The organism is Pedobacter deserti (assembly GCF_024436415.1).
GTDB lineage: Bacteria > Bacteroidota > Bacteroidia > Sphingobacteriales > Sphingobacteriaceae > Pedobacter > Pedobacter faecalis.
This window is the reverse complement of record NZ_JAFMZQ010000002.1, coordinates 135862-161382: the sequence shown is the minus strand read 5'-3', so window position 1 is coordinate 161382 and position 25521 is coordinate 135862. Positions and strand designations below refer to the sequence as shown.

At 46.5% G+C, this 25521-nt stretch carries 26 protein-coding genes and 1 tRNA gene; 16 read left to right on the top strand and 11 right to left on the bottom strand.

What is annotated here, in order from left to right; all coding sequences use genetic code 11:
- Positions 1 to 8 precede the first annotated feature (8 nt).
- Positions 9 to 752, bottom strand: a complete 744-nt coding sequence (locus tag J3P40_RS15795) for an SDR family oxidoreductase (RefSeq protein WP_256007224.1) — start codon at positions 750 to 752, stop codon at positions 9 to 11.
- Positions 753 to 929: 177 nt separating this feature from the next.
- On the opposite strand from J3P40_RS15795, the gene J3P40_RS15790 reads away from it, so the two are divergent.
- Complete coding sequence (locus J3P40_RS15790; protein WP_256007223.1) at positions 930 to 2363, top strand: serine hydrolase; 1434 nt, start codon at positions 930 to 932, stop codon at positions 2361 to 2363.
- 5 nt (positions 2364 to 2368) lie between these two features.
- Here the strand turns inward: J3P40_RS15790 and J3P40_RS15785 are convergent, their stop codons facing one another.
- A complete protein-coding gene (locus J3P40_RS15785; protein WP_256007222.1) occupies positions 2369 to 3235 on the bottom strand; it encodes an alpha/beta fold hydrolase in 867 nt (288 codons plus the stop codon).
- A 12-nt stretch (positions 3236 to 3247) separates the two neighbouring features.
- Positions 3248 to 4234, bottom strand: a complete 987-nt coding sequence (locus tag J3P40_RS15780) for an alpha/beta fold hydrolase (protein WP_256007221.1) — start codon at positions 4232 to 4234, stop codon at positions 3248 to 3250.
- 192 nt (positions 4235 to 4426) lie between these two features.
- Here J3P40_RS15780 and J3P40_RS15775 point away from each other — a divergent pair, with 192 nt between their 5' ends.
- The 6 genes from J3P40_RS15775 to J3P40_RS15750 all read left to right on the top strand — a co-directional run bounded on the left by J3P40_RS15775 (position 4427) and on the right by J3P40_RS15750 (position 11771).
- On the top strand, positions 4427 to 5959 hold the full coding sequence (locus J3P40_RS15775) for a tetratricopeptide repeat protein (RefSeq protein WP_256007220.1): 1533 nt from the start codon (positions 4427 to 4429) through the stop codon (positions 5957 to 5959).
- 226 nt (positions 5960 to 6185) lie between these two features.
- Positions 6186 to 8897: a TonB-dependent receptor gene (locus J3P40_RS15770; protein ID WP_256007219.1), complete on the top strand. Its 2712-nt coding sequence runs from the start codon at positions 6186 to 6188 to the stop codon at positions 8895 to 8897.
- 17 nt (positions 8898 to 8914) lie between these two features.
- Entirely contained in the window at positions 8915 to 9943 is a 1029-nt protein-coding gene (locus J3P40_RS15765; RefSeq protein ID WP_256007218.1) for a hypothetical protein, read from the top strand.
- 7 nt (positions 9944 to 9950) lie between these two features.
- Entirely contained in the window at positions 9951 to 11018 is a 1068-nt protein-coding gene (locus tag J3P40_RS15760; RefSeq protein ID WP_256007217.1) for a phytase, read from the top strand.
- 26 nt (positions 11019 to 11044) lie between these two features.
- The gene (locus tag J3P40_RS15755; RefSeq protein ID WP_256007216.1) at positions 11045 to 11542 is read left to right on the top strand and encodes a DUF1579 family protein; all 498 of its coding nucleotides are present in this window, start codon (positions 11045 to 11047) and stop codon (positions 11540 to 11542) included.
- A gap of 1 nt (position 11543) precedes the next feature.
- A complete protein-coding gene (locus J3P40_RS15750) occupies positions 11544 to 11771 on the top strand; it encodes a hypothetical protein (RefSeq protein ID WP_256007215.1) in 228 nt (75 codons plus the stop codon).
- A gap of 132 nt (positions 11772 to 11903) precedes the next feature.
- On the opposite strand, the gene J3P40_RS15745 is transcribed toward J3P40_RS15750, so the two are convergent.
- Positions 11904 to 13142: a TlpA disulfide reductase family protein gene (locus J3P40_RS15745; RefSeq protein ID WP_256007214.1), complete on the bottom strand. Its 1239-nt coding sequence runs from the start codon at positions 13140 to 13142 to the stop codon at positions 11904 to 11906.
- Positions 13143 to 13341: 199 nt separating this feature from the next.
- On the opposite strand from J3P40_RS15745, the gene J3P40_RS15740 reads away from it, so the two are divergent.
- Positions 13342 to 13569 carry a hypothetical protein gene (locus J3P40_RS15740; RefSeq protein ID WP_256007213.1) on the top strand — a complete coding sequence of 76 codons (228 nt, stop codon included), beginning with the start codon at positions 13342 to 13344 and terminating at the stop codon, positions 13567 to 13569.
- Between the two features lie 112 nt (positions 13570 to 13681).
- Here J3P40_RS15740 and J3P40_RS15735 read toward each other — a convergent pair whose 3' ends face one another.
- Together J3P40_RS15735 and J3P40_RS15730 are read right to left on the bottom strand one after the other, a co-directional pair.
- Positions 13682 to 14185, bottom strand: coding sequence for a cupin domain-containing protein (locus tag J3P40_RS15735; protein ID WP_256007212.1), 504 nt, complete (start codon positions 14183 to 14185; stop codon positions 13682 to 13684).
- Between the two features lie 3 nt (positions 14186 to 14188).
- Complete coding sequence (locus J3P40_RS15730; RefSeq protein ID WP_256007211.1) at positions 14189 to 14506, bottom strand: DUF3175 domain-containing protein; 318 nt, start codon at positions 14504 to 14506, stop codon at positions 14189 to 14191.
- Between the two features lie 250 nt (positions 14507 to 14756).
- Here J3P40_RS15730 and J3P40_RS15725 point away from each other — a divergent pair, with 250 nt between their 5' ends.
- On the top strand, positions 14757 to 16067 hold the full coding sequence (locus J3P40_RS15725; RefSeq protein WP_256007210.1) for a PQQ-dependent sugar dehydrogenase: 1311 nt from the start codon (positions 14757 to 14759) through the stop codon (positions 16065 to 16067).
- A gap of 60 nt (positions 16068 to 16127) precedes the next feature.
- On the opposite strand, the gene J3P40_RS15720 is transcribed toward J3P40_RS15725, so the two are convergent.
- Together J3P40_RS15720 and J3P40_RS15715 are read right to left on the bottom strand one after the other, a co-directional pair.
- A complete protein-coding gene (locus J3P40_RS15720) occupies positions 16128 to 16496 on the bottom strand; it encodes a sulfatase-like hydrolase/transferase (protein ID WP_256007209.1) in 369 nt (122 codons plus the stop codon).
- A gap of 269 nt (positions 16497 to 16765) precedes the next feature.
- Complete coding sequence (locus J3P40_RS15715; protein WP_256007208.1) at positions 16766 to 16996, bottom strand: hypothetical protein; 231 nt, start codon at positions 16994 to 16996, stop codon at positions 16766 to 16768.
- A 186-nt stretch (positions 16997 to 17182) separates the two neighbouring features.
- Here J3P40_RS15715 and J3P40_RS15710 point away from each other — a divergent pair, with 186 nt between their 5' ends.
- Both J3P40_RS15710 and J3P40_RS15705 read left to right on the top strand, forming a co-directional pair.
- The gene (locus tag J3P40_RS15710; protein WP_256007207.1) at positions 17183 to 17404 is read left to right on the top strand and encodes a UPF0175 family protein; all 222 of its coding nucleotides are present in this window, start codon (positions 17183 to 17185) and stop codon (positions 17402 to 17404) included.
- The gene (locus tag J3P40_RS15705; protein ID WP_256007206.1) at positions 17391 to 17864 is read left to right on the top strand and encodes a PIN domain-containing protein; all 474 of its coding nucleotides are present in this window, start codon (positions 17391 to 17393) and stop codon (positions 17862 to 17864) included. The genes J3P40_RS15710 and J3P40_RS15705 overlap by 14 nt, the downstream gene beginning before the upstream one ends.
- A gap of 123 nt (positions 17865 to 17987) precedes the next feature.
- On the opposite strand, the gene J3P40_RS15700 is transcribed toward J3P40_RS15705, so the two are convergent.
- Together J3P40_RS15700 and J3P40_RS15695 are read right to left on the bottom strand one after the other, a co-directional pair.
- Positions 17988 to 18061: transfer RNA gene (locus J3P40_RS15700), tRNA-Arg, on the bottom strand.
- Positions 18062 to 18184: 123 nt separating this feature from the next.
- Complete coding sequence (locus tag J3P40_RS15695) at positions 18185 to 18649, bottom strand: redoxin domain-containing protein (RefSeq protein WP_256007205.1); 465 nt, start codon at positions 18647 to 18649, stop codon at positions 18185 to 18187.
- Between the two features lie 250 nt (positions 18650 to 18899).
- Here J3P40_RS15695 and J3P40_RS15690 point away from each other — a divergent pair, with 250 nt between their 5' ends.
- Positions 18900 to 19538 (top strand): DUF6266 family protein, encoded by a 639-nt coding sequence (locus J3P40_RS15690; RefSeq protein WP_256007204.1) that lies wholly within the window; start codon positions 18900 to 18902, stop codon positions 19536 to 19538.
- On the opposite strand, the gene J3P40_RS15685 is transcribed toward J3P40_RS15690, so the two are convergent.
- On the bottom strand, positions 19525 to 20430 hold the full coding sequence (locus J3P40_RS15685) for an SDR family oxidoreductase (protein WP_256007203.1): 906 nt from the start codon (positions 20428 to 20430) through the stop codon (positions 19525 to 19527). The two genes, J3P40_RS15690 and J3P40_RS15685, sit on opposite strands and share 14 nt — an antisense overlap.
- Before the next feature lie 186 nt (positions 20431 to 20616).
- On the opposite strand from J3P40_RS15685, the gene atpD reads away from it, so the two are divergent.
- The 4 genes from atpD to ilvD all read left to right on the top strand — a co-directional run bounded on the left by atpD (position 20617) and on the right by ilvD (position 25509).
- On the top strand, positions 20617 to 22119 hold the full coding sequence (gene atpD / locus J3P40_RS15680; RefSeq protein WP_256007202.1) for a F0F1 ATP synthase subunit beta: 1503 nt from the start codon (positions 20617 to 20619) through the stop codon (positions 22117 to 22119).
- Positions 22120 to 22134: 15 nt separating this feature from the next.
- A complete protein-coding gene (gene atpC / locus J3P40_RS15675; RefSeq protein ID WP_256007201.1) occupies positions 22135 to 22377 on the top strand; it encodes an ATP synthase F1 subunit epsilon in 243 nt (80 codons plus the stop codon).
- A 510-nt stretch (positions 22378 to 22887) separates the two neighbouring features.
- Entirely contained in the window at positions 22888 to 23778 is an 891-nt protein-coding gene (locus J3P40_RS15670; protein ID WP_256007200.1) for a branched-chain amino acid transaminase, read from the top strand.
- A 30-nt stretch (positions 23779 to 23808) separates the two neighbouring features.
- Complete coding sequence (ilvD, locus tag J3P40_RS15665) at positions 23809 to 25509, top strand: dihydroxy-acid dehydratase (RefSeq protein WP_256007199.1); 1701 nt, start codon at positions 23809 to 23811, stop codon at positions 25507 to 25509.
- The last annotated feature ends 12 nt before the right edge of the window (positions 25510 to 25521 follow it).

The following is a 25521-nucleotide window of genomic DNA, read 5'->3' as shown; positions in this document are numbered from 1 at the left end:
TCAAGATTTCAGTTAGACTTAAGCCAGTCGCTAAAAGTGATCAGACCAGAGCGAAATTCGCCAAGCGGCACCAAAAGATCTTTCGGGATCTCGTAAAACATGTACTTGTTATTATCATCTGATACAAGGACTTTACTCTCGCCTCTATCCTGAATATATTTTTGAACGAACTCAGTCATCAAGGCTCGTTCCGGGCCGGCGATCTCGACCGTGCCATTTTTTGGCTCTTCTAGCGACAGTTGCACGACAAAATTTACGACGTCTGCTGCTGCTATGGGCTGGTAATCCACGGTTGAGATGTTCACCTCGGTCTCGTTGCCCTGAACAGCAATCAAAGTAGCCATATGCTCATGAAATTGCGTGGATCGAATGATGGTATAAGGAATACCGGAGTTTTTAACGTTATCCTCCTGTTCTTTTTTTGCTTGAAGGTAACCGATATAGGTAGCACGGTCTGTCCCGACTATCGACAGCACAAGGTGGTGCTTCACACCTGCCTTCTTCTCCGAGGCTGCAAGATTTTCACCCGCAGCACGGAAAAAATTCAAAGCCGTTTGATCGTCCGGCGATGCAGAATTAGACAGGTCGATCACCACATCTGTACCCTCCAGAGCTTCCGCCAGACCTTCGCCCGAAACGACATCTATGCCATTTGATGGCGAGCCAATAATCACTTCATGACCTGCTTCGGTCAATTTTTTGCTGACGTCTTTACCAATCAGCCCTGTTCCGCCAACTACTAAGATTTTCATAGTGAATTTTATTATGTTATTAAGCTATGCAGACAAAGTAAGGCATTGATTCGACAGCTTTGATCATCCAGGTTTTACAATTAAGACCATCCAGCAGAAGTTCAACGTTGGAAAATTAAACAGTAACAGTTACCGGTTCTGAACGTCTAATAATTGCACCCTATTAAACGTTTTAACATGACGACCATAAAAAGCGGCATTATTTACGCACTCAGTTCAGTTGCATTCATTCTGTGCAATATCCCGTGCTTCGGGCAAGCAAATACACCTACTGACTCCCTTTTGAACCAGGTTCGCCTGCATTACAACCTGCAACAACCCGAAAAAATTTACAAAAACACCTCTGCAGAGTTTCATAAGAAAATGACTCAGTTTCAATTTCAGGAGGGTATGGCAAAGTTTTATGCCAAGACCGGTCAGTGGAATAGCATCACATTCAAAGGTCAGACCGACAAAGGCTGGGATTATCTATGTTCCTTTGATAAATCAGATCAAATCGTTTCCATTAAGCTAGATCAAGACGGTAAGATTAATCGCTTAAATTTCGCGCAGGTTGCAACCCAAATTCCAGCTAAGCAAGAACAAGTCGCCTCAAATAACCCACTCAAGGATTCCATAGACCTGCGTGTGGAAAGATTAGTTAGGCCCTATATTCAAAAAGGCAACACCTGCGGTATCACTATAGCCATCATTGATCGAGGGAATATTTACAGATATAGCTATGGTTCGGTAAACAAGCTAAAAGAGCAGTTGCCTGATCCGGAGCTAACAATCTTTGAAATCGGCTCAGTAACAAAAACCTTTAATGCATTACTTCTAGCCAAGGCAGTTACTGCCGGCAAGATGAAATTAGAAGATCCCGTGAACAGGTATTTACCCACAGATATTCCAGAATTAGCTTTCCAGGGCAATCCTTTGAAACTCATTCACCTTGCCAACCACACCTCAGGGTTACCCAGACTGCCAGCTAATATTTTTCTGGGAGATGTAAATCCGGCCGACCCATACAAGCATTATACGTCCGACTCTTTGTATAGCTTTTTGCGCACTTACCGGCCGACTACCATGCCCGGAAAATCATTTGACTACTCCAATTTAGGCGCAGGTTTGCTTGGTACAATCCTGGAGCGCAACTCCAGTCAAAGTTTCGAGCAACTCATCAGAGATCAAATCACCTCCGCCCTCGACATGGAAAATACGTTTGTAACACTTTCGGCCAATGACCGGAAGCGACTTGCGCAAGGCTACGACGAGCAAGGCAAACCAGCATCGCCATGGGACCTTGGAGCTTTAAAGGGATCCGGCGCAATCAAATCTACGCTGAACGATATGATCAAATATGTGCGGGCCCAGCTTGGCAGTAAGAGCCCCTTAGAAAGGGCTATAGAAACCAGTCATCAAATCACCTTTGCAGGAGGAACCCAAGATATGGCGTTAGGTTGGAGGATTAATAAAGGCATAACATCAGATTATCTGCATCACTCAGGCGGTACCGGTGGATTCAGATCTTTTGTTGGATTCCACAGCAAAAAGAAATTTGGAATCGTAATTCTCTCCAACGCCGCCGAGGATGTTACCAGTATAGGTGAGGCGTTCTTATTAAGTCAATAAGCTACTCAGCGAATAAATTCGGTCAGTAGATGTAAGACCTCGCCAAAATTAGTTTCCAGCACCATGTGCGCGCCTTCCAGTATATGAATTTCTGCATCAGGCAAATCTCTTCGGTAACAATAAGCTTCTGCAACATCAAAGAAAGGATCATATCGGCCCCAAATCACGATTGCCTTGGGCTGGTGCATTCTAAAATATTCCTGAAATACCGGGAACATTTCGAGGTTTGACTTGTAGGTTGTATTAAGGCGAAACTGCATCTGAATGTTCCGCTTTCTTTTCATCCTTTCCCAATCCAGTATCCAGCTTTCCGGGCTCACCAACTGGTGGAGGTGTTCCGGGAGTCCGGCATAGTATTGCTCCCGGGTACCTGCTTTGCTGAGAAACGCAGCCACCTTTTTCTTCTTTTCAATGGTTGGATGTTGCCAATAGTCCCTCGTCTCGTTCCACTGTGGTCCCAGACCCTCTTCGTAAGTGTTGCCATTTTGTACGATGATGCCAAGCACACGCTCGGGAGCAGCAAGGCATATCCTCAGACCAATCGGACATCCATAGTCATGCAGATATATCCAAAAGCGCTTAAGGCCGATCGTTTGAACAAACCGCTGCATGGAAGCTGCGATGTTATTGAAGGAATACTCAAAATGCTTCATTAGCGGAAAGTCGCTGAATCCAAATCCAGGATAGTCTGGAGCTACCAGGTGATAGCGGTCGGCAAGGGCCACGAGCAGATTCTTGAACATGGTTGAGGAAGTTGGAAAACCGTGAAGTAACAGAATGGTAGGATTGCTTTGCTCGCCCGCTTCGCGGTAGAATATAGTCAGCCCGTCCACCACGACCGTCCTGTTGTATATCTGTCTGGATCTGTTCATGCTTGCTTAAATTCACTGTTTGAGAAGAAAGCTGCGCACCGCACGGTTTGTTTGTTCAGGAAATTCGGCCAGGCTTTGGTGTCCGCCATCAACAATCACCAGTTCGCTGTCTTTGATCTGTTTATGCAGGCGACGAGCGACTTCAGTCGCGATTAAACGATCTTCGCGTGCCGCAATAATCAGGCATGGCACATGAATTGTCTTCAACGCGCTGCCCGCGTCAAATGCAAATGCATGAAGTAGCGCCTCTGCAGACGTTTTCGCTTTGACTCTTTTCGCAAAATCCGCCATTTTCCTTAGCGTCGCGGCACTTTGCCCGCCTGAAAATAACAGGAACCGATAAAATAAGGCACTTATTCCCGAACTATAAGACGCGTAACCCAAGGCGGTAAAAGCGCTGGTCTTACTGGAGATATATCGGAGTGCCGGAATGATGACCGGCCATTGGAGCAGATGCGGGATCGGACTGATGGGCATAGCCTTTAATGGATTGGTATAGCTGCAACTCTGTAGAATTATTGCTTTTGGTGTGGGCGATAGTTTCAGTTTCCAGTATTCCTGGATAATCATGCCACCTAAACTGTGGCCATGTAAAATAGCTTGCCGGATGCCCATTGTTGTCAGGATATGGCTAAGGTCGATAGCCAGTGACTTGATAGAAAGATCAACTGGCTCGGGCGACCGTCCATGTCCGGGCAGGTCAATCAAAATAAGTCGGTAATATCTTCTAAAATATTGCTGCTGGTGCTGCCACTGCTGCCTGCTGGAATTTATACCGTGAATAAATACTAAAGTAGTATCCTGAGCAAGGCCATCGGTTTGCACAAAAAGTACATTGCCGGTAGGGCTTTTGAAAAAAATTCCAGTCTCATCTGCTACATCCGTATCGCTAAGGGATTTCCCCCTGCGGCCCGACAAAAGCCAGGAAACAGGGTACCTTCCCAGCAGGAACAGGAGCGCGGCAAGTCCGTATCCGCGGGTTTTCAGGTTCAGTTTCATGAGAATGGATTTGTATATCTAAACCCTGACCGGTTACTCCTGGTTTTCATTAATTGCGACCTTATGCTTTGACGCGGTCTCATCTGTCAGACAACAACGCGGTATAGACAAACTACAGACAGAAATTTCAAGCCAGGCACCACTTAACAGTGGCTTAACACGAACTGATTACTTTAGTGCGGATTTATTAATATGGTGTGCAAAATCCTCTTTCTTTTCTTGTCGGCGTTCGTGATTTCTCACGCGCAGACCTCTGCTGGTCCGACACAAAAAGAGCCGGATGCAGTATTTTTGAAGATTAAGCAGGATCTGGACCGGGCACTTAAAACAGACGACCACCTCTCTGCGGCCGATGCCTACCAGCAGATCGGTGATCTGTTCTTCTATCAAACGGCCTATTCGCAAGCGCTCGACCACTTTTTTAAAGCAGATAAATATTATCGCAAAGAAAATGCCCGCTTAAAAGTTGCGCTGAATCTGAATAAAATTGGCCTCACGTACTATCGCGGCCGACAATATAATGCTGCCACCGATATTTTTACGCAGTCACTGGCTATCTTTAAAGCATTGAACAACCGGCGCGGATTGGCGCAGACCTACGGCTTGATCGGACAGACGCACGAAAAAACCAATGCTTATAAAAAGGCACTTCATTACCAGCAATTGGCGGTTACATATTATAAGAAGTCGGATGACAAAAGCGGGCTGGCCAAAATTTACGAAAACATTGGAAGCCTGCATGAGGACAAGCTCCAGCTTGATTCTGCATTAACTTATTTTAACCGGTCGCTTACGCTTAACCAAGCCGACGAAAACCGGCTGCCACAAATTGAAGTGTATAATAATATCGGCGACGTGTACCGAAAGTCGGGGAATTACCTGGAGTCCCTGAAATACACCAGACAGGCGGCAGGTCTGGCCGTTGAGCTAGGCGATCAATATCAGCTCGGCAGCGCTTACCGCGACCTCTCCAAGGCTTTTAACCTGCTCGGTCGTAATGACAGCGCGTACCATTATAGTGAGGCCGGCCGAAACATCTTCTTGAAGATATATACGGAAGATAATGAGAAGCAACTGGCACTGCTCCAAACACTGTTTGAACTGGAGCAGAAGGACAATGCAATCAGCCGTTTTGAAAGTGAAAAGTCCCTGAATCGTCTGATCGCTTTTGGGGCTGCCCTCATTGCGGTACTCATCACGCTTCTCGGACTGAGCATCATCAGCAGGCAACGCCTCAAAATCCGGAACGAACATAAACTTCATGAACAAAACCGTTCTACACTTAAAGGTGAGCTGGAACTCAAAAGTAAGGAGCTAACTACACATACACTTCATATTATCAGGAAAAACGAGTTGCTCGAGGAGCTCAAGACAAAACTCAATGCCATTGTAAAGGACGACAAGCGGGACCAGCGCAAGGAACTTAAACAGTTGGTCAGCCTGATTAACATCAACCATAACCAGGACAAAAGCTGGGAGGATTTTAGAGCGGTGTTTGAAAAGGTACACGAACATTTTTTTGAAAGTGTAAGAAAGCATGCCGCTCAGGTTTCTGCTGCCGATCTGCGATTGCTCGCACTGCTGAAAATGAACCTCAGTTCAGCGGACATTGCCACGATGCTTGGCATTTCGCCAGACAGCCTGAGGATATCGCGTTACCGGCTCCGGAAGAAGCTCGGCTTACCTGAAGGTGAAAGCCTCACCACTTTTGTGCAGAAACTTTGAAATACCGGCACTTAAAACTTCAATAATCATACGTTAATATAAACTTAATGGCTGTTCTGTTTCATTTCATACAACTGTAAATCAGCTACTTGTATTGAATTATTTAGGAGATGTTGCTGTTCTGTTGATGCTTATCCGCGCACTGTATATGATTTGTAACGCGCCGAAATCCAAACCACACTGCTGCAATCTCAATCTTTGCCGCAACGAAATTCGAAACACTTTTATGAACTTTAAACAAACACTTTTCTTTGCATTGCTTTCTTTGAGCAGCTCCGTTGCGATGGCGCAGAGGGGCATTATTAAGGGGAAGATAACCGGCCGGGAACACAACGAGGCGCTCACCGGTGCCATTGTCAGGGTAAATGGAACGAGCAGTGCAACGGCGACTGATCTCGAAGGAGATTACCAGTTCTATGTGAACGCGGGCGACCTGAATCTTACGGTCAGGTACCTTGGCTACAAAGACACCGTAATACGGGTTAGTATTGCCCCAAACGAGCTAAAGTTGGTCAACATCGTATTGCAAAGTCGCCAGTCGGTTTTAGAAAATGTAGTCATCACAGGGTACACGCATGGACAGGCCAGGGCGCTTAACCAACAGAAGAATGCGGATAACATCCGAAATGTTATCGCTGCTGACCAGATCGGAAAGTTTCCTGATCCTAATGCTGCGGAAGCCCTGCAGCGGGTACCGGGTGTAAATATTGAGCGCGATCAGGGCGAAGGGCGGTATGTATCTGTCCGCGGTCTAGCCCCTCAGTTTACCAACACCAGTATCAACGGCGAGCAAATCCCATCTCCTGAAGCTGATGTGCGTTACGTTGCACTGGATGCGATACCGTCAGATCAATTGGCCTCTATTGAAGTAAGCAAGGCGCTTACGCCCGACATGGACGGTGACGCCATAGGAGGCTCCATCAATCTGATTACCCGCCTGGCACAAGGGCGCAAGCCCATGATCGCCGGCCATATTGGCGGAGGATACAATAACCTGATGAACAAAGGCAATATGCAGGGCCAACTGCAGTATGGTCAGCGTTTTGGTAAAAATGAGCAGTTCGGTCTGCTGCTGAACAGCAACTACTATCAAAACAACCTCGGGTCAGACGGGATCGAGCGCGCCGTCAACGACAATGAGTTCGAACTTCGTGATTATGAACTTACCCGTACGCGTCTGGGCCTCAGTTCATCCCTCGACTACCATATCAACAACAACCACGAAGTATATCTCAGAACCATCTACTCCCGGTTCACCGACCGCGAATGGCGTCGCCGCTACGTATTCATCCCAAATGATGAAGAAATAGAAAAGCTTACCAAAGATCGCTTCGAGGCGCAGTCGGTCTTGGCGTTAAATGCAGGGGCCAGACATACATTTAAAGGGTTTTTGTTTGACTATGAAGCACAATACAGCTATGCAGAGCAGCATACGCCATACGATAACGAGGCCGGTTTCGTCGCCGATGTCCCCGGAACGCTTGATTACAGCAACACACGCTTTCCGAAAATAAATATGGAGGACGACTATACCGACAACAGTTTGTATGAGTTCGATGAGTTGGGCATGGGCAATACGCTCGCCAAAGACAGAAACCTTACAGCTAAATTCAATGCAGGCATTCCTTATAAGATAAAAGACAGCGAAGGCTTGCTTAAGTTCGGGGCCAAGATAAGAACAAAAGACAAAAGCTACCGGATCAGCCAGAATACCTTCGAAAATTTCGGGGGTGTGCCGAATCTGGACGGGTTCGCGGGTTCGCCCGTAAAGGATGAATTTATGAAGGGCCGGTATGCACTGGGCAATCCGCTGGATGTAACCCGCTTGATCGGATACTTTAACGCCAATCCGGCACAGTTTGAACTTCAGATTGCCGACAAGGCCGCCGACGAGGCTCTGGAATCATATGAGGCCTCTGAAGATGTAACCGCTGCCTACATTATGGGTCGCCAGCAGATCAGAAAACTCATGGTCCTGGCAGGCGTGCGTTACGAGCGCACTAAAGTGAGCTACGCATCTAAAGATGTCGTGATCGCCGCAAACGGCGACCTGGAAGCGATCCGCCCGGTTACCGGAAGCAGCACATATGACTTCGTATTGCCGCAGATACATTTTAAATATGAGTTAGGTCAGTTCAGTAACCTGCGTGCTGCAGTTACCTATTCGTACGCAAGGCCAAACTTCTCGGAAATCATCCCTGCACAGGAGATCAATCGGGAAGATCGTCTGGCTACGATTGGCAACCCTAACCTGAAGCCGGTTAGCGCGACTAATTACGACCTGATGGCTGAACACTATTTTGGTTCGGTCGGTGTTATTTCTGCGGGTCTTTTCTACAAGCGGCTCAACGATTTTATTTACAGGCAGGTTATTTTCAATGCTCCGTATCCGCTAACGGGTACAGCTATCATTCCGGCCATAGATGTTACGCAATCTCAGAACGGGAATGAAGCAAATGTGGTTGGTGCAGAGCTTGCTTTCCAGCGCAGGTTGTCGTTCATTCCATTTATGAAAGATTTCAGCCTTTTTCTAAACTATACCTATACGCATTCGAATGCACGCCTGCAAAGTCGTGATGCAAACGAAGATAATGCTGGTATTACGGAGGAAATCCGCCTGCCCGGACAAGCCGCCCATGTGGGAAATGCATCCATTGCCTACGAAGGTCGCAGGTTCTCGGCCCGCGTGTCTATGAACTTCAACGGCAGTTACCTTTCTGAAATAGGCGGTTCACAGGATGAAGACATCTACATTAAGAATCGCATGCAGCTGGACGCCACTGCCGGCTACGCCATAACCAAACAGTTCAGGCTTTTTGCTGAGGCGCTAAACCTTACCAACCAGCCCTTGCAGGCATATCAGGGCAATGCCAATCAATACATCCAGCGTGAGTTTTATTCTTACTGGAGCCGTTTCGGATTAAAGTTCAATTTTTAATGCAAGTATAACACAAGATGAAAAGATCAATATATGGCCTGGCGCTCATCGCGCTCACAGTTATGGCCTGCGATAAAAAAAACGATGGTGTTATAGATCCCATCATCGGCGGGGACTTTCCGCAAATACTTAATTTAGCTGATGAAGGCGACGGTGAACTGGAGGATGAGGATAAGTTCAGCTTCAAGATCACACTGGCCGACAGAGTCGATCCGGACGGTAAAGAGCTCGACGGACGGATTGTACCTTTGAAACAAAAGGTACGTGTACACTTTGCAATAACTGGATTCGAAGGATCTGACCGTTTGTCGGATTATATCAAGGACAGTAAAGCCTTTTATGAAATCGACGACTGCAGCACATCTGAAGATGCAGACATAGATCTGAACCTGGATTTTGATGTGGCGACCGGAAAAGGGAGTGTCGACTTCCCGGCCGGGGTAGAGGAAATTGAAATTGAATTTGAGACGGATGCCGACCTGTTTGATGATGATGCGCTTAATGCTGGCGACCGCAAACTGGAGATCCAGCTCACGTCCGTTGAAGGTGGCGCTGAAAAGATCGCCGTAAACACCGCCAACAAGTTCAGCTATGAAGTGCTGGATGATGAGTCGGTATACGGCAGTTATGAGCTGGATATTGACGATGAAGATCAGTTCCAGCAATTTGTTGAGCTGTTCGGACTGATCAATGAGGATGTGCGTAGTCTGAAGCCTGATGATGTTGAGGAAATCGAGATTGCTTTTGAATACGGCGAAGTTAAAGCCATCGTTGTGCTAAAGGAAACAGAAGAAATTGATGAATGCGGAGAACGCGAAACCGTTAACAAAGAGATTGAAATTGAAGCGGACATTGAAGAACTTAGCCTTAACACATTAGACGGGGATGTCGAGTTGGCCGGCGACCTGGAGCAGGAAGACGGTTCAGAAAAGGAGTTTAGCTATAAAGGCAGCTTTAAACTCAATGCAGGGCGCCTCGAACTGACCTTACAAGGCGAATACGACGACGAAGAAACCGAAGAGATCACATTAACATTAACCAAATAACAGACCGATGCAGACAAGATTTTTAACAACCGCTTTATCCGCTGTGCTTTTATTTTTGGCCGCCTGCACAAACACAGGCACCCAAACAGGAAGTGCTGACCTGGCAGATTCAGTCATTAAACCGCTTTATACAACCGAGCCTGTGCAATTTGATACAGACGATCCCGCAATATGGCTCAATCCGCAAGACCCCGCCAAATCGCTGGTTATAGGTACCGACAAAGACGAGAACGGTGCCTTGTATGTTTATGATCTTAAAGGTAAAATCATTTCTGACAAAGTTGTAAAAGGCCTGAAGCGACCCAATAATGTTGATATTGCTTACGGACTGATGTTGGGCGGAAAGCGGGTAGACATTGCGGTAACCACCGAAAGGCTTACACATAAACTGCGGATATTTACCTTGCCAGACATGAAGGCGGTAGACAATGGGGGCATCCCTGTATTTGAAAACGAAACCGCTGAAGGGTTCCGCGACCTCATGGGAATAGCTTTATATACCAGTCCCGAAGGCGAAATACAGGCCATTGTCGGCCGAAAAACAGGCCCGCAGAACGGAGAGTACCTATGGCAGTATCACTTGTCAGACAATGGACATGGCCAGGTGAAGGGCGTTCTAAAACGCAAATTTGGTTTTTACAGCGGTAAAAAGGAAATTGAAGCCATTGCGGTCGATAATGAACTGGGCTACGTCTACTGCTCTGACGAGCAGTTCGGGCTGCGCAAGTATTACGCCGACCCGGCCAAAGGCAACAAGGAGCTGTCTGTATTTGCCAAAGAAGGTTTTAAGGAAGATCACGAAGGCATCAGTATATACAAAGTCACAGACAGCACTGGCTATCTGCTGGTGTCCGATCAATCGGCAAACCAATTCAAAGTATACACACGCGAAGGGAATAACCAGTTTATAAAAACCATCCGGATGTCGACCAACAACAGCGATGGTTCTGAGGTTATATCGGTGCCTTTAAATCAGGATTTTCAGCATGGACTTTTTGTAGCGATGAGCGATGACAAGACTTTTCAGTACTACCGTTGGGAAGATATGGCGGGTAAGGAACTGAAGGTGAGATAACTGAAGATGGAATGACTATATTTAACATGAAAATTACAGACATAAACCACAAATTTATTGGGCAATGGAAAGGCACTTATAAATTGATTCTAAGCTGGTTACCTGAACCAGACTTCATCTCAGAGTCGGGTATGACCATAAAGGCCGTGGGGAATGGCAAATTCCTGATACTGAGTTATGATTGGGTTCACGAAGGCGAAGCTCAAGACGGTGTTATACTAATTGGCAACAACAACAAACGACATGAGGTTACAGCATCATGGGTCGATTCCTGGGGTATGAGCGGGAAAATCATGAATTGCTACGGAACCATAAACGAACAAGGTGATATTTCCGTACTAGGCTCTTACGAAGTAACTGATAATCCTGATTGGGGATGGAGAATTGAGATCCCATGCCCCACGGAAGATAAAATGCAAATCAAAATGTATAACGTTTCTCCAGAAGGCGAAGAATTTTTTGCAGGCGATGCAAATTACAGCAGGAATATAGCTGATTCGCAACTACAAAGAGCCGGCATGTAACATGGCCTTAAAAAGAAAGCGAGTCGATACAAGCAGGCATCAGACAAAAGCTGCTGCTGCAGTTACTACTGTTACTAAAGTAAAAGTAGCCAGGGGTAGCAGTGCTGTATCTATTGCTAAGAAATCTTTTGCTGGATTGATTGAACACAAAGAGAAGATTTCTACATCCCTGCGGGAAGGTAAAAATTTAACAGACATCAAAGGCATTAGATTTGTTAAGCCCTTCTGAGTTATATCCGGTAGAATCTGGTTATTTTTTCTACACTAGCGATAATAGATACTTCAATATCTACTTCACTTATTACAGTATTGAATATCAGGAGAATGACCGAACAAGATCGGAAGAATATTATTCGGCAGTTTAATCTGTAATTATTCCGTTAGCAATAAGCAAATAAGTGGTATCATCGGAGCTAAGGTCGTGGCTGAACTGTTTCGTCTGACCTACCTGGTTGAATCGCTTTTTAAGCTCATCTTCCAAATCAGAAACTTTAAGATTCGTAGCTATAATCCTTCCCTCCGGCGATATCAATACATTTGAAGGTATACTTCTGATCTGGTATTTCCTTGAAACTTTGTTTTTCCAACCCTGGAGATCAGAGAGGTGCACCCAAGGCAGGTCGTCATCACCGATCGCTTTTATCCAGGAAGCCCTATCAGAGTCGAGAGACACACCTATAATCTCAAAATTGCCCCCCTTATATTTTTGGTACAGGGCCCGTAACGCAGGATTTTCGGCACGACATGGCACGCACCATGAAGCCCAAAAATCCAAAAGGACATATTTCCCGCGGTAACTTGTAAGATGATGCTCATTCTTTGCCGTATCCTGTAATACAAATTCTGGCGCAACAGAATTTATAGAAAGGCTATCAAGGCGGAACTTTATATATCTACCGCAGTTGTTATCCTGTGCATTCTTTTCAATCCGAGAAAAATATTCTTGAACCTCCCTTCCAGACAGCCGTGTGAGATTGTCGTATAGCAAACGGGTATTGATCCCAGATGTGGAAGTCTGTAACCATCTCAACTCAAATTTGGCCAAATTTTCCTTGTAAATAAAATTTATGGAATCCAATTTCCGTAAGATTTCCGGACTATCGGGATCTTTGCCATTACTGACTTCGCGGTAAGCTGTGCGCAGTGTCTGATAGAATGGCTGGCTCATACGAGCACTATCACGGTTTAAAAAATCAACATAAGGCTGGCTTCCATCAATCTTAATGGTTTTTAGTGTGCTATCAGGTAATTCAATAGAAATTGGCCCTGGGGCAAGATATAGCCGATGGCTTTCCTTATCCATTTTTAATGTAAACATATCGCCATGGCCTGTTGAAATATCTCCTTTAAAAGATCCACTACCTACGGTCAATGTGTATGTTCTGGGGCTATCAAGATTAGAAGGGTCAAACTCGGTAAAGATTAGTTGAGCGCCATCCTTCAACTTAGTAGCTTTTCCTGTAATACTGGCCACCCCTTGCGAAAAAACAACACCCGGCAAAACCAGGATAGCAACAAAACTCACCTTTACCCCTATTTCAGAAATAAGTAGATAAACTAATGCAACCGCATTTGAAACTGATTTTAGACTTGTAAGCATAGTTAAGAGCGTTCAGATTGAGAGTCGGATATAACGTATATTGAAAGCATTAATAGTAGTTATTATCCTAATATAGGAACGCTGGGCTGAAAGATCAAGTTATTTATACACTTTTTTCGTAAGTGTAAATAACCGCACATGAAATTTGAAACCTTATCCGGTACCGCTTGTTAATTCAACTACCACAACTAAGAACATTATGGAAAACGAGCACAATACCCCAAATCCCCAAAATCAGCAGGAACCAACAGGACAGGCTGAAAATCAACAGGAACATTATACTCCACTCGCCGGTGACGAAACTGGAAGTGAAAGCCGACCCGAAGGAAAATCAGATCTGCAGCAAAACGAGCAACAAGACGTCGACGACCTTTCAGGAGACCTATCAGGCAACGCTTCTGGAAATACCGATGCGGAAGATCAGTAAGTAAAGGACATCATGTCATGCATTAACGAAAAACGTTTATGATAGAAGTCTCCGAGGGCGATCAGGGCAGGGTCTTCATATTTACCCGCTGACAGTCCTACACAGGAGAATCCTACCAAAACCTGATCACACCGGCCTTTGGCGATCGTCCATATAAGGGATCATTTTCCGGCGGCGGGACTGCGCTAATGCGTAAAACGACATCCTGAGGTCGCTCATCCGTAATTTTAATCAGATCAGGCTCTTTGCCGTTTGGGTAAGCCCCGACCACTTTAAACTCGGCACTACGGCTTAGAGAAATGTGACCTGTTCCTGCGGGCAAAACAATCACATCGCCAGGGATTACGTGCAGCTTTTTGCCCTGTTTACCACCCAGTTGCAATTCTGCCTCGCCCGCATATACGCCCAAAACTTCATGCGTGTTGGTATGGTAATGATGGTAATCATATACGTGCCATCTAAAAGAGTTTGTCCAGTTATTTTCTGCAAAGCGATGCTGCAGCCAGTCGGCAGCTGCCTGACCCGTCTCATCAAAAGCATCGTGATAAACCAGAACTGGCAAAGCACTGTTGGGAATGGTACCGTCGTCATGCAGAATAAATGTTTCTAAGTGCATTACCTATTTTTTGCTCTTGGGTTCTCGGCCAAATACCTTGCGCAGTTCATCCTTGGCGTTTTCCAATACTTCTTTTTGATCAGCGCCTAAATTCTTGCCCGCCCGGTTAATGTAAAAGGTCAGCATAGACATGGCTGAACGGTATGGACTGGATTTCCGGCGGTCGCTTTGCTCAGCGGATTTCTTTAGTGATTCGGCAACCTTTTTTGCGTTCTTGGATTCAAAGACGTTTTCTTTCAGGTCCAGCGCGTCGCTATTCTCGGTTACCTCCGCGGACCATTTTTTGCTTTTGCCTTTCGGCTTTTTCTCCTTGGTCGTCATATATTTCTTTTATTGAGGATAATGGCTTTAGATATCATTTGTTTTGCAAAAATAATTTTGAAGGTATTTTTTCAATGATTTCCGTATAAACAACTGGCCAGGACATTTACACGCGGTCGACGGTGGGGACGTTTCTTTCGAACTTCTTATTATCGGGTCTAGCAACTTCATAAAATCGAAAACCAATTGACTGCCCATGGGTTGTAACAATTGATCGCAGCTATAGCGGCTGTCAAATTATTAGACTACCATGAAGAATATTTTACGATCCGGGGCCGGCATATGCTGTGCTGCCACGCTTATCCTCGCCTCCTGCAAGAGCGATGACACAAACATGCAACCCGAACCGCAGTCCAATCCGGGAAAGGACTGGACGATGGCTACCCTTTCCGCTCAGACTAGGATGATCAACCTCGATGACCTTCCCGCTCCAGACACCAATGCATCAGTGACCAACTATCCGCAGGTACTGATGGAGCGGCCAACTTCTGCATCGTTCCATGCACCGGCTGGATTTGCGGTTAACCTGTTCCAGGATGACGTTCCTAATGCCAGAACCCTTTGCGTAGCTCCGAACGGCGATGTCTTTGTAGGTGTCAGCGCCGCCAACAAGATCATGATCCTGCGAGACGAGGACAAAGACGGCTATGCTGAAACGAAATTCACCTGGGACGAGGGCGGCATTCTGAACAGGCCCTACGGTATGGCCATGTACCAGAACAAGCTTTATGTGGCTAACAGCGGAGCGGTCGTGAGGTACGATTACAGCCGGGGGCAAACCAAAGCGAGCGGCACGCCGACCACGCTGGGCACTTATCCCGCCGGCGGCCAGCACCCTTACCGCAGCCTGGTACTGGACACGGTCAACCAAAAAATGTACATCGGGATCGGTTCTACGATGAATGTAGGCATAGAGGATGATCCTCGGTATGCGAGCGTACAGGTCTTTAACATCAACGGCGGTACCGGGCAAACCTACACCTCCGGTATCCGAAACCCACAGGCACTGGCGATAAATCATGCTTCCGGCAGTCCGGTACTTTGGAGTGCCGTAAACGAGCGTGATGGTATCGGAGATCAGCTTGTTCCTGATTATTTTACCGAGCTTGCTACGCCCGGACTTTTCTACGGCTGGCCATATGTTTATCTAAGAGCAGACAAACCTGATCCGCGCATCAAGGCGACAAGCCCGATGGTTGCGGCCACCAAAACTCCAGAAGTATTACTGGAGGCGCATTCTGCGGCCCTAGGTCTGATGTTTTATCATGGCACCCAGTTTCCAGAGGAGTATCGGGCAGATGCCTACATTGCCATGCGCGGTTCCTGGAACAGGGCCGACGCCTCCGGTTACAAGATTGTAAGGGTAAGGATGAATGCTTCCGGAAAAGCAGAGGGAGGCTATGAAGACTTTTTAAAAGGCTGGCGCATCAACGAAGGTGCTGGCAAACCAGAAGTCTTCGGAAGGCCGGTAAGCCTGGCCATGGCCTCCGACGGATCGATGCTGATCACTGATGATGCGGGTGGCGCGATATGGCGGCTGCGCTGGAAAGGAAATCAATAGCCAGAACTTCGCACCAGCAGTACAGATGAGCGGGTCAAACTTTTTGTGCGCTAGGACCGGTTAAAACGGCCCTGGCCGATGAATGACTGTTGCTTTTTTCGTCGCGCCAGGCATTTCGATATAGACATATGCGCCAAGATGCCATTTGCCTGCCTGAGCCGTATAATATCCGTTTTCCTTTAAGATTTTGGGAAAAGCCAACTGGTCAGCCGGAACAACAGAATGAAGTTCTGCTGCGCCCGTGTTATGGGGATACCTTCCCGTCATTATACTGACCCGGCTGGGGCTGCATGAACTGGCCGTGAGATATGCATTAGTAAAGGTTAAACCATTTTTGGCAAGACCATCAATATTTGGTGTTTTAATTATCAGATGACCCAGGCAGCCAAAATCGTTATACGAAATGTCATCACCAATCAGTATCACCATATTGGGCCTCACCTAGCTTCAAATTATACTTCTTCGGATTTCAATAGCTCTATCAAAAATATCCTGGTCAGGAAGAATTACGGGTGCGTATTCAAAAATATCCTTAAAATACTTTTCTTCCTCCTTCTTCAACCCATGATAACCGAGTACTTCAACTCTGGAAATTTCTGACACTGTACAAGATTCATTGATAATTAGCTCCCTTAAATATTCGTACTCGCTTGAGTAAGAATAAATAATTACATTACTATCTAAAAGAAAAGCCTTTCTTATGAAAAAGCTAACTCACGATCTGAACGTTGGTGTTGCTCCCATTCCGCTGCATCACCAAAAGAAGAAGACCCTGTGGGTTTGAAATTGAGAATACGGTTTTTCAGATTAATCCTAGTAGTCTTATTAAAATCAGCATTCTTCTTTTCAATCACAACGTTTAACTTCTTAGCTAAAGCAATAATTTTTGCTAAACTTTCTTCGTTATTCGATTTTAAAATGAGCTCCATAGTAATATGCCATTATGATATATACAAAAATACTAAAAACAAAGTTCTTTTAGAATGCTCATAATCTTTTCGGATATCGAATCATGAATCGCCTTTTTCGGACGATTCATGATTCATAAATTAGTTTGCCGTTGATCCGGCGGCACACATTTTGTTTTAAATTTGATAAACCCGTATCTTTATATCATGACAACACTGACGTTAGAACTTCCCGATGCCCTTGATAAAGAGCGTGATCAGACACTGAAGCTCATTGCGGCCAAACTGTATGAAGCGGGTAAACTCACTTTGGGGCAAGCCGCTGAAATGTGTGGCATGAGAAAATGGGACTTCCCGGCAGTACTGGCCAGTTTCAATGTAGCTTACTTCCAGTATACAGAAGAAGACCTAGCAGATGAGTTCAAATAGCCCCACCGGAGCTGTAGTCATTACCGATACCAGTTGCCTGATCATACTGGACAAACTTGGCTTACTCCATCTTTTGCATGAACTTTTTTCTATTGTACTGACGACTCCGGAAATCGCTGCTGAATATGGAAACCCGCTGCCCGACTGGATGATTGTGCTTTCTGTCAGGGACAAAACCCTTCATCAGCAGTTCAAAGACATCGTCGATCCAGGCGAGGCCAGCGCCATTGCCCTGGCCCATGAAATTGACAACCAATACCTGATCACTGATGACCTTGCCGCCCGTAAGGTCGCCATACGAATCGGCTTGCATGTTATCGGTACGCTAGGTGTACTCATTCGGGCGAAATCAGCGGGTCTGATTCCATTGATCAAGCCGGTCATCGACAAGATGAAGCAAACGGACTTCCGCGTTTCTGATACCCTTTACGCCGCTGCCCTCAAACAGGCGGGAGAATAATAACTGATCTCCGAGTTTATCACATATTCAAAGGGCGATAGATTAACAGTTAGAACGAAAAAGCCCTGGATTTCTCCAAGGCTTCTATTAGAATTTTCTTCATTTTCCCATATGGGAAAGTTGTGCACTTGTAGGGACTCGAACCCCAAACCTTCTCATCCGTAGTGAGATGCTCTATCCAATTGAGCTACAAGTGCGAAATCAAATGCTCTTCCAAACATTTACCCGTCTGTGTTTCGGGATTGCAAAAGTAATGCTTGCTTTCGAAATAACCAATTAATTTTAGAAATTATTCAGCCGGCAGGCGGGCAACCAATGCACTAAGCTTCTACGGCTTGTTTAATGGCGTCAAAATCAGGCATATTGCCGGCGTCTTCCAGAACTTCGGCATAAATGATTTTGCCTTCTTCATCAATTACAAATGCTGCGCGTTTAGATACACCTTTCAGGCCGAAGGCAAATTCTTCATAAAATGCACCGTAGGCTTTTGATACTTCTTTGTTGAAATCTGACAGGAGCGGAAACTGGTAAGCCTGTTCTTCTTTAAACTTGGCAAGGGTAAATGGCGAATCTACAGATATACCCACTACGTCGGCATTCATACCTTCGTAATAACCAAAACTGTCGCGCATGGTGCAGAGCTGTGCCGTGCACACGCCGGTAAAGGCCATAGGGAAGAAATGGACGACCAGCTTTCGGCCTTTATAGTCTGCCAATGATACTTCTTTCAGCGCTGAGCTGAACAACTTAAAATCGGGGGCTTGCGTTCCTTTTTCTAAACTCATACTTGTTATTTTATTGTTATCTAAAAACTACCATGACTAGTCCTTACTCACACTTTGCTCACACCTTGCTCACAATAAAGTCACATTAGGGTACCTTTTTGTGAGCAAATCGTGGCTCAGGTGTGTTTTATGTGAGCACTTGCCTGCGGTTTGGTCATACCAATGCCGCACCTTGCACAAATCTACGTAAACAGCAAGGAGGATGAAACATTTTTCAGCACTAATTGTTCTATAAGCTTAACTTATTATTATGGCAAAATACAAACAAGGAATTAATGGCGCTTTTTCCGGAAAAGTGGGAACCGTTGTCGGAGCCTCATGGCTAGGCATAGAATACATGCGGAGTCTGCCCAGACCGAGCAGTAAACCGCCTACACCGGAACAGTTAAACCAGCGACAAAAAATGACGCTGTTCAGGAAATTTCTGCTGGGTCTGGACGACTTTATAGCACTGGGCTTTCAAAATTTTGAACAGGCTACGCCGATGAATGCAGCAATATCGTACAATATGCTGCATGCGGTTGCGGGCACCTATCCTGAACAACGGATCGATTTTCCTAACCTGGTGTTTACCAAGGGTGATCTGCAAGGTGCCTGGTCGGCCACAGCAACTTCCGAAACGCCGAATACGGTAGATTTCGGCTGGACCAACGGTAGCTTCAGCAAATTGCGGGCGGCGGGCGACAAGGCGCAGCTGGTAACCTATTGCCCGGAAAAGAGGCTTTTCGTTAAGCTACGGGATGCGGCGCAGCGGGAAGATGGACAGGCGCGGCTGATTATGCCGAATGGACTTAGCGGATTGACTGTCCATTGTTACCTGAGCTTTTTCTCGGCCGATGGCAAGCTTTCGTCAGCCAGCGAATACCTGGGTGAGGTTACAGTAGCCTGAGTTGCTGGTCGACGATATGCAGCCCTTCTTCAAAGCTATGCGGTACGTAGCCCAGTTCACGGATGGCTTTATCGAGGATGAAGCCGGTGCGGGCGGGGCGGCGGGCCGACTGCTTAAGGGAGTCGGAGCTGACTTCAGTGATCAGGCTTTTGTCGAGCCGCCAGAAATCGGCCACGCGCTTTACGAGTTCTGATACACTCATCATATCCCGGCCTGAGGCATTGAACACACCAAAGGCATCGTGTTGTACCGCCAGCAGGCAGCACGATGCCAAATCTTCGGCAAGGGTAGGTGTACGCCACTGGTCGTTGACCACCTGTATAGCCTCTCCCCTTTCCAGGGCGCCTTTGGCCCAGAGCACGATGTTGCTGCGACTCAGATTCTGGAGTACGCCATATACCAGTACGGTGCGGATAATGGCCCAGCGGCACCTGGAGGTCTTGATCACTTCCTCGGCGCGGAGCTTGGTTTGGCCGTAGTGACTTAAGGGATTGGGCGCAGCCAGCTCGTCGTATGGTCCGCCGGCACCGTCGAAGATGAAGTCGGTAGACAAGTGCACCAGTTGTATATTGTGCTGCTCGCACAGACTGATCAGGGTGCCCACGGCCTCTACATTGAGCTGGGTAGCGAGTTCGGGCTGGGCCGCACAGGTATCTGCATTGGTCATGGCCGCAGTATGTATAATCGCATCGGGCTGATGCTTTTCCACAACGCGCTTTACCGCAGCGGCGTCGAGAATATCGAGTTCCTCGTATACATAAGCGCCGGGATTGGGATGGCGGTTGGCGCCTTTGGAGGTAGCAACGAGGTTAAACTTCTTGTTTTGAAGCAGTTGATCCGTAATTTTTTGCCCCAGGAGACCGTTGCTTCCTGTAACCAGTACTGTTTTCATCAATAAGAAAAAATATACATTTCGGGTCCCTTTACCCTAGGCTAAATATCAGCAAAAAAACTGTTGAAAAACTTTTTATTTATATGTGTTTTTGTTGCTTAAAAAATTTAACTTTGCAAACCGAATTGCGAGCGTATTAAATCGCCTTTAACAATTTGATATTTATAATTTTACCCAAAACAATATATGCCTAACATTGGAAAAATAGCGCAGATTATAGGACCGGTAGTTGACGTGAGCTTTGCAAACGATGCTCATTTACCTCAGATTTTCTCTGCATTGGAGATCAAAAAAGAAAATGGTCAGAAAGTCGTTTTAGAAGTTCAGCAGCATCTTGGTGAAGATCGTGTACGTGCCATTGCGATGGACTCAACGGATGGTCTTGTTCGCGGAATGGATGCACTGGATACCGGCGCTCCTATTAAAATGCCTGTTGGCGATCAGATTAAAGGTCGTTTGTTCAATGTTGTGGGTGAAGCTATTGACGGTATCAATACTGTTGATACTGCAGGTGGCCGTCCTATTCACAATGCGCCGCCTAAGTTCGATGAGCTTTCTACCGAAACTGAGGTGCTTTTTACAGGGATCAAAGTTATTGACCTTTTAGAGCCTTATGCAAAAGGTGGTAAAATCGGTTTGTTCGGTGGTGCGGGTGTTGGTAAAACCGTATTGATCATGGAGCTTGTAAACAACATCGCAAAAGCTTACGCTGGTCTTTCGGTGTTTGCCGGTGTTGGTGAGCGTACCCGTGAAGGTAACGATTTGCTTCGCGAATTTATCGAGTCTGGCGTTATCAACTACGGTGAGGAATTCCTTCACTCTATGGAAAAAGGCGGATGGGATCTGAGCAAAGTTGATACAAATGTGTTGAAAGACTCTAAAGCAACCCTGGTATTCGGTCAGATGAATGAGCCTCCTGGTGCACGTGCACGTGTGGCGTTATCCGGACTAACCGTTGCTGAATATTTCCGTGATGGTGATGGCGAAGGTGCTGGTAAAGACATCCTTTTCTTCGTAGACAACATCTTCCGTTTTACCCAGGCAGGTTCTGAGGTATCCGCCCTTCTGGGCCGTATGCCTTCAGCGGTAGGTTACCAGCCTACACTGGCTACTGAGATGGGTCTGATGCAGGAGCGTATTACTTCAACAAAACGTGGTTCGATCACTTCCGTACAGGCTGTTTATGTACCTGCGGATGACTTGACTGACCCTGCTCCGGCGACTACTTTTGCTCACTTGGATGCAACAACCGTATTGTCACGTAAAATCGCTGAGTTGGGTATCTATCCTGCGGTGGATCCACTGGATTCTACTTCACGTATCCTTAACCCTGCGGTACTGGGCGATGATCACTACAACTGTGCTCAGCGTGTTAAAGAAACTTTGCAGCGTTACAAAGAACTTCAGGATATCATCGCCATCCTTGGTATGGACGAACTTTCTGAAGAAGATAAACTGGTTGTATCGCGTGCACGTCGTGTTCAGCGTTTCCTTTCTCAGCCGTTCCATGTTGCTGAGCAGTTCACTGGCTTGAAAGGCGTACTTGTAGACATCAAAGACACCATCAAAGGATTTAACATGATCATGGACGGTGAGGTTGATGAGTATCCTGAGGCAGCGTTCAACCTGGTTGGTAGTATCGAAGAGGCTATTGAAAAAGGTAAAAAACTGTTAGCTGAAGCGAACTAATAACAAAGATTTAGGATGACATTAGAAATATTAACCCCAGACAAGAAAGTTTTTGACGGCGAAGTATCGGCTGTAACGGTACCTGGTACCTCTGGTTCTTTTCAGATTCTGAGAGACCACGCCCCTATTATTTCCACACTTGAAGACGGACCGGTAATTGTGAAAACAACTGCCGGCGAGGACACCTTTATTATTAAAGGCGGTGTAGTGGAAGTCATTAAAAACAAAATTACTGTTTTGGCAGAAGGGGTTGCATAAATAACAGTCACGATATAAAAATGGAAAAAGCCCCTTGAATTTCGAGGGGCTTTTTTTTGGGCTTCTGAATTTCCTCGTTTTTGTAAAGTTTTACTGACAAACTAGAGGTTTTAGGAAGAAAACAACAGATTTTATAATGCAAGCATAACAGACATACCGAATACCGATTTCATATTTGGTATAGATACCACCAATTTAAGATATGTATGTTGAGTACTATGTATTATTAAATTTTAAAATATTTTAAAATACTAGAATATTATTTTTTTTTATTTATTTTAGGACGCCTATTGATAGTATAATACGCAACTGGTAAATTGGATTCTGTAAAACAACGTATAAAAAGCACCATGATTAATTCACTGAGCATCGTCTTCAACCTGATTCTGAATGTGGTCCTTCTGATTATTGTCCAGAAGAAGATGGCGCTATAAGTAGAATTTAACAAATGATAACTAAGCGCCACCGAAAATGGCGCTTTTTTAATAAACAAGGTATAACGGCAAAAAAATGCAGTACTATAATTCAAATACAATCCTTTACCTGAACGGTCGCTTCGAGAAGGCAGCCGACACCAGTACCAGCGTGTACGGTCAGTCGCTACACTACGGCTACGCTGTATTTGAAGGCATACGCGCCTATCATACGCATAACGGCACGCGGATTTTTAAGGCGCGTGAGCATTTCGAGCGACTTAAACGCTCGGCCGAACTGGTGCACATGCCCTTCCACTGGGACATCGATCATCTGATCAGGCAAACCTACCGGCTTCTTGAACTGAACAAGTTCAAAGATGCCTATATCCGGCCGCTGATTTACGGGGGACCAAACATGTCGCTCGACCCGGCCAGGGAGGTCTCTATCATGATCTGTGCCTGGGAATGGGGCGCCTATCTGGGCACTGATCTGCAGAAGATCTCCATTTCAGGCTACGAGCGCCCGAACCCTAAGTCGGTACCCATTGAAGCTAAAGTAAGCGGCAACTATGTAAACTCTATACTGGCCACCACCGAAGCGAAACAAAAGGGCTTTGATGAAGCTTTGCTGCTCGACAGCGACGGCAACATCGCCGAGGCCCCGGGGGCAAACATCTTTATCGAGAAGAACGGTCGCCTCTACACTCCTCCCCTTGGCAATATCCTTCCTGGAATCACACGGGCTACGGTAATAGACCTCTGTAAAGTACTGGATATTGAAGTCGTGGAAAAACACCTGAAAGCAGAGGATTTAAAAAAGGCGGATAGCGCGTTCTTCTGCGGCACGGCCGTGGAAATAGCCGGAATAGCCTCCGTAGATGAGTATCAGTTCCCGTTGCGCTGGGCCGACAGTCTGGGCGCCACCATACAGCGCACCTACAAATGCCTCGTGCTCGAAAAGCAGAATTATGAAGTAATTATATAACCGATATAAAGAAACACACCACAAACCTATATGTCACAAAAACCAGAAATTAACCGTTACAGCAAGACATTTACACAAGACCCAACCCAGCCGGCGGCGCAGGCTATGTTATATGGCATCGGACTTACCGACGCGGATATGGACAAAGCTCAGGTGGGCATTGCCAGCATGGGATATGATGGCAATACCTGCAATATGCACCTGAATGGCCTGGCGCAAATCGTTAAAGAAGGCGTCTGGAAAAATGATATGGTGGGACTGACCTTTGGCACCATCGGGGTGTCCGACGGGATGTCCAACGGTACGGAAGGTATGCGCTATTCGCTGGTTTCCAGAGATGTGATCGCAGATTCTATTGAGACGATCTGCGGTGGACAATACTACGATGGTTTGATCACCATCCCGGGCTGCGATAAGAATATGCCGGGGTCTATTATGGCCATGGGCCGCTTAAACCGTCCCTCTATTATGGTGTACGGCGGAAGTATCCATTCGGGCACGTATAAAGGACAGGCGCTGAACATTGTTTCTGCATTTGAGGCATTGGGACAAAAGCTTGCGGGAAATCTGGACGAAGAAGATTTTCAGGGCATCATTAAACATACTTGTCCGGGTGCAGGCGCCTGCGGCGGTATGTACACGGCCAACACCATGGCTTCGGCCATTGAGGCCTTAGGTATGAGTTTGCCTTACAGCTCTTCCCACCCTGCCGTGAGTGAAGAGAAGAAGAAAGAATGCATGGAAGCGGGAAAATACATCCGCATCCTGCTCGAAAGAAATATCCTGCCGTCGGACATCATGACCAAAGAGGCATTCCACAATGCGATTGTACTGGTGATGGTACTGGGCGGCTCTACCAATGCGGTACTGCACCTGATTGCGATGGCAAAATCTGTGGGACTGAACCTTACGCTGGATGATTTTCAGCATGTGAGCGACAATACGCCGGTGCTGGGCGACTTAAAGCCGAGCGGTACTTACCTGATGGAAGACCTGCACAACATAGGCGGTGTGCCTGCGGTAATGAAGTATTTGCTTAAGGTTGGCCTCATTAACGGTGAGTGTATGACGGTTACCGGAAAAACCATTGCAGAGAACGTTGCTGATGCGGTTGACCTTGATTTCGAGACGCAGAAGATCATCTATCCGATTGAGGCTCCACTGAAAGAGACCGGTCACCTCCAAATGCTGTATGGCAACCTCGCTACCAAAGGTGCGGTGGCAAAGATCAGCGGTAAGGAAGGTGAGAAATTTACCGGTCCGGCGCGCGTGTTCGACGGTGAGCAGAACCTTATTGCAGGTATACAAAGCGGTAAGGTGAAGCCGGGCGACGTGGTGGTGATCCGCCAGGTTGGCCCGAAAGGTGCTCCGGGAATGCCGGAAATGCTTAAACCTACTTCGGTGATCATTGGCGCGGGACTGGGTAAGTCGGTAGCCCTGATCACAGACGGACGTTTCTCTGGCGGTACGCATGGTTTTGTGGTAGGCCACATTACGCCTGAAGCCTGGGAAGGCGGAAACATTGCCCTGGTACACGACAACGATGAGATTACGATAGACGCCGTAAATAATACCATAGACGTGCACGTAAGCGACGAGGTACTGGCACAGCGCCGGGCGGTCTGGAAGCAGCTTCCGCCTCCGGTAACTAAAGGTGTACTCTATAAATATATCAGACAGGTAAGTAATGCCAGCGAAGGCTGCGTTACGGATGCCTATACAGCAGAATGAATTAGCAACCCC